The organism is Algibacter sp. (assembly GCF_049667265.1).
GTDB lineage: Bacteria > Bacteroidota > Bacteroidia > Flavobacteriales > Flavobacteriaceae > Algibacter_B.
In genome coordinates, this window is sequence record NZ_JBATHX010000322.1 from 1 (window position 1) to 4656 (window position 4656).

At 32.2% G+C, this 4656-nt stretch carries 6 protein-coding genes; 2 read left to right on the top strand and 4 right to left on the bottom strand.

Translation table 11 applies throughout. The features are described from left to right. From WBN21_RS11435 to WBN21_RS11450, 4 genes are all read right to left on the bottom strand, one after another. The coding region (locus WBN21_RS11435; protein WP_424200383.1) for a cyclase family protein at positions 1-308 on the bottom strand (308 nt) is incomplete at its 3' end. Further along, positions 305-1438 carry a radical SAM family heme chaperone HemW gene (gene hemW / locus WBN21_RS11440; RefSeq protein ID WP_424200385.1) on the bottom strand — a complete coding sequence of 378 codons (1134 nt, stop codon included), beginning with the start codon at positions 1436-1438 and terminating at the stop codon, positions 305-307. The genes WBN21_RS11435 and hemW, both read right to left, overlap by 4 nt. Further along, a complete protein-coding gene (gene ruvC, locus WBN21_RS11445) occupies positions 1438-1989 on the bottom strand; it encodes a crossover junction endodeoxyribonuclease RuvC (RefSeq protein ID WP_424200387.1) in 552 nt (183 codons plus the stop codon). Before ruvC ends, hemW begins: the two co-directional genes overlap by 1 nt. Further along, positions 1989-2627, bottom strand: coding sequence for an outer membrane beta-barrel protein (locus WBN21_RS11450; RefSeq protein ID WP_424200389.1), 639 nt, complete (start codon positions 2625-2627; stop codon positions 1989-1991). Before WBN21_RS11450 ends, ruvC begins: the two co-directional genes overlap by 1 nt. Before the next feature lie 30 nt (positions 2628-2657). Between WBN21_RS11450 and WBN21_RS11455 the strand changes: the two genes are divergently transcribed. Further along, positions 2658-3632, top strand: coding sequence for a lysylphosphatidylglycerol synthase domain-containing protein (locus WBN21_RS11455; protein ID WP_424200391.1), 975 nt, complete (start codon positions 2658-2660; stop codon positions 3630-3632). After that, positions 3629-4656, top strand: a 1028-nt coding sequence (locus WBN21_RS11460) for a glycosyltransferase (RefSeq protein ID WP_424200393.1), incomplete at its 3' end; no start/stop codon positions are given. The genes WBN21_RS11455 and WBN21_RS11460, both read left to right, overlap by 4 nt.

The following is a 4656-nucleotide window of genomic DNA, read 5'->3' on the forward strand; positions in this document are numbered from 1 at the left end:
ACTTCTGCCAGAAAAAAGAACCTATTTAAATTTTTATTAATAGAATGCACTTTTTCTGTAATATGCCCAACACATTCGGTATGCGTTCCGTGAGCATGAGGGTTGAATTGGATATTATTAAAATTAATATCGGCACCTTCACTTACTGCGGCAATCCTCTCGCCCTCCTTAACTGGTTCTATTTTTGGAGCATCAATATACCATGCATTTACATTCTTTTTTGAAGCACTAAGTGGCATTGAAATATCTAAGGGTTTTGAAAAATCTATTTGAAGTTTTCTGGAGTTGTATTGTATTGTTGCAATCAAGATTTGTTAATTTTAAAAAGACTTGAAGCGATGCCATCGCTTAAAAATTTACCTTTTTTTGTGGTTAATAATTTATTATCCTCAATATACAATAAATGTTGCTGAATATAAATTTCTGCTTGTTGTAAAAGATATTTTAAATAGGTTTCTCCAAAATCTTTCTCAATTTTTATGAGGGAAACTCCCCAAACGGTTCTTAAGCCCGTCATAATATATTCATTAAACTTATCTGTTATAGAAAGTGTTTCTATCTCTAAGGGAAGTACATTATTTTGAATTGATTTTATATACTTTGTATTATTGGACACATTCCAACCACGCTGGTCACCGTTATAGGAATGTGCAGACGGGCCAATACCCAAATAGGATTTTCCGAGCCAATAAGCTGAATTATTTTTACTAAAATACTCAGGTTTACCAAAGTTTGAAAGCTCGTAATTGATAAAGCCCGACCCTTCTAATTTCTCAACAAGCATATGAAATTGCTCTTGCGCTAAATCATCATCAACATTTGCAATAATTCCTTTTTTAATAAAGGTTTCTAAGGCTGTTTTAGGTTCTACAGTAAGTGCGTAACAAGAGATATGCGGCACATTAAATGATAATGCGGTTTCTATATTTGCAATCCATTCTTTGTTGGTTAATCCTGGAATGCCGTAAATTAAATCGACTGAAATATTATCGAAGTGGCGCGTTGCTTCCTCTAAACATGTTTTTGCTTCTGAAGCATTATGGGCGCGATTCATCAATTTCAAATCGCGTTCATAAAACGATTGAATTCCAATGCTTAAACGGTTTATGGGGCTTTTGGAAAGTTGAAAAATAATGTATTTAGTTAAATCATCTGGATTAGCTTCGAGCGTGATTTCTGGGTTTTCAATGACTTTATAATATTTATAAACGGCATCAATCAATTCATTTAATTCATCTTTGGTTAATAAACTTGGCGTGCCACCACCAAAATAAATGGTTTCAACAATTTCATTTTTAAATTCATCTTGGCGCAATTCTAATTCTTTAACTATACATTGAATGAGTTCCTCTTTCTTTTTTAAGGATGTTGAAAAATGAAAATCGCAGTAATGACATGCTTGCTTGCAGAATGGTATGTGGATGTAGATGCCGGCCATTATTTCTTTACTCGCCCTTCATTCTGCTTAACAAAAGCACTCCACCCAGAATAACTTTTGCCAACCTCAATTCTACCAGAATTATAAAAATGGCATACAGCAGCCGCCAAGCCATCCGTAGAATCTAAATTTTTAGGCAATGTTTTTAACCCTAATAAACTTTGTAACATTTTAGCAACTTGTTCTTTACTCGCATTTCCGTTACCTGTAATGGCCATTTTAATTTTTTTAGGAAGATATTCCGTAATTGGAATTTCCCTACTTAAACCAGCGGCCATAGCAACTCCTTGCGCTCTTCCTAATTTCAACATACTTTGTACGTTTTTACCATAAAAAGGCGCTTCAATGGCTATTTCATCTGGATTGTGGGTGTCAATAAGTTCTATGGTGCGCTCAAAAATGAGTTTCAGTTTTAAATAATGGTCGTCGTACTTTTTCAAATCCAATTCATTCAATTGAATAAACTGCATGCTTTTCCCAACCACTTTTATGACTCCAAAACCCATAATAGTTGTTCCTGGGTCAATCCCTAAAATAATTCTTTCTTTCATTAATCTCCACAATAATAACAACCGCTTAGCGAAATAGATGCGCCAAAAGATATGGTTAATAAATCGCCATTAAACGACCCAAATCCGTTTGTAGCAGGATTGAAATCATCAGCAAAACCTTTTATATATGAGGTGTCCAAATAAACAGATACCGTATCTGATATGCCATAATGAAATTCAATTCCAGCCATGATATTTAAGTACGAGGTTTTATTGGCTCCATAATTACCCAAAGGTTTAATCATTGAAAACCCCGGACCAGCATGAACAAAAGCCCCCAATTTATCTGAAAAACTAGTAATTATTGAAGCATCGTAAACAAATTGCACATTTATGCGCGAATAATTCACCTTAAAACTAGGTGTTTTATCCAGATTCGAAAACCGGTTAAAACCAAAATCTAATTTTGCCCCAAATTGCTGCTTAAACATATATTGCAACCCTAAGTTTACGGTTGGAAAATTAATGGAATTTGCTTCAAAAGAATCAACAAAACCGTTTGAAGTCGGACTATTAACCCCCAAAGCAAATTGGGCTTTTATTGAACTAGAATCGCTTTGCGAAAAACTTGAAAAGGCACACAATAATAAAACTGCGATTAACCAAAAACGGGGATTCATTTTAAAATTTGAGGTCATATGGTAATATTCGTTTAATTTGCATCACCAATGCATAACGGGCTGCCATACAAAACTAAACAATTCTTTTTTGTGCTTATTAAATTAAGCATTGTAGTTGGTGCTTTTTATTTTATTTACAATAAAGTTGCTAATAATAGCGCATTAAGTTTTTCTGATTTTATCGAGTTTTCTTTAAAAAACAATGTTTTTTCACTTAAAAACATTGTTTTTTTATTGATTTTAACCTTTTTTAACTGGTTTTTCGAAATTACAAAATGGAAAATGTTAGTCAGTTTTATCAAAAAAATTACTTTTAAAAATGCTCAAAAGCAAAGTTTAGGATCATTAACGGTATCAATATTTACACCAAACAGAATTGGCGAATATGGCGCCAAAGCCATGTACTTTCCTGCTCATTTCAGAAAGCGCATACTTTTAGTTAATTTAATAAGCAACTTTCTGCAAATGAGTGTTACCACTATTTTAGGCGTTATAGGGTTTTACTTTTTCATTATAAAATACGACCCCGATTTAAATTATTACAAACTCACCAAGTTTATAGTTTTAGCCTTAGTTGCCGCCATCCTAATTGGTTTTGGAATTACCAAAAGCCGATTTAAAATTAAAGGTTTTTCAGTCGAAAAAATTAAATTTTTTATTGCTGAATACCCAAAAAGCAAGCTTGTTTCAGCGTTTCTGTTTTCAATAATTCGATATGCTATATTTTCCTTTCAGTTTTATTTTTTATTGCAAATTTTCAAAGTAGAACTATCCTATTTTGATGCCATTATCATTATAACAACCATGTATTTATTGGCATCCATTATTCCATCAATTTTTATTTTTGATGTTGTAATAAAAGGAAGTATAGCCGTTTATCTTTTTTCATTTGCTGGCGTTAACGAGTTTATCATATTATGTATTATTACAACCATGTGGATTCTAAATTTTGTAATTCCAAGTATATTTGGGAGTTATTATGTACTTAATTACAAGCTCCCTAAAACTGAAGTGTTACCATGATTTTAATAGGTCTTCTTGTTACCCTCATTTACTTAGCCTTAATAGGAAGTTTCATTTTTGGATTTAATAAAGTTCCTATATTTAAGTTGGAAGATATTCCTGCAAAAACAAAGTTTTCTGTTATTATTCCGTTTAGAAATGAAGCCGAAAATTTACCAGATTTATTAAAATCTATTGACGTTTTAAATTACCCTAAAAGCCATTTTGAAATTATTTTTGTTGATGATGAATCTGATGATGAATCTGTTCATATTATTCAAAAAACTTTAAAATCAAGACTCATAGACTGCGCTCAGGGTGACATTGAAATTATTTCAAACAATAGAAGAACAAATTCTCCTAAAAAAGATGCCATCACCTCAGCTATTGAAAAAGCAAAATACCATTGGATAATAACCACCGACGCCGATTGCCAATTACCAAAATTCTGGCTAGATAGTTTTGACGAGTATATTCAAAAAACCAATGCTGTTTGTATAGCAGCTCCAGTAACTTACACACAACAAAACGCCTTTTTAAACACCTTTCAAATACTTGATATTATGAGTTTGCAAGGTGCAACCATTGGTGGTTTTGGTATCCAAAAACCCTTTTTAAGTAATGGTGCTAATTTTGGGTATAAGAAATCTATATTCCTTGAAATAAACGGGTTTAAAGGCAATACGAATATAGCCAGCGGAGACGACATTTTTCTTCTTGAAAAAATTTCAAAAAGGTATCCAAAACAACTTCATTATTTAAAATGTGAGCAAGCCATTGTAAAAACAAAATCGCAACCCACTTGGAAAAATTTAATATCACAACGTATTCGCTGGGCTGCGAAAACAAGCGCTTATACTAATTGGTTTGGCAAGCTTACAGGACTCATAGTTTTAACGATGAATGCCATAATTATTATGGGCTTAACACTTTCTATTGTTGGTGTATTGCATTTCAAAATATTATTTTATATTGCTTTTATAAAGTTTAATATCGATTTCTTTTTAATCTATAAATCGGCCACTTTTTTCAAACAAAATAATAT

Bases quoted from the DNA above. Each gene is read 5' to 3' on its own strand.
- hemW (WP_424200385.1), bottom strand. From the start codon at position 1,438: ATGGCCGGCATCTACATCCACATACCATTCTGCAAGCAAGCATGTCAT.
- ruvC (WP_424200387.1), bottom strand. From the start codon at position 1,989: ATGAAAGAAAGAATTATTTTAGGGATTGACCCAGGAACAACTATTATG.
- WBN21_RS11450 (WP_424200389.1), bottom strand. From the start codon at position 2,627: ATGACCTCAAATTTTAAAATGAATCCCCGTTTTTGGTTAATCGCAGTT.
- WBN21_RS11455 (WP_424200391.1), top strand. From the start codon at position 2,658: ATGCATAACGGGCTGCCATACAAAACTAAACAATTCTTTTTTGTGCTT.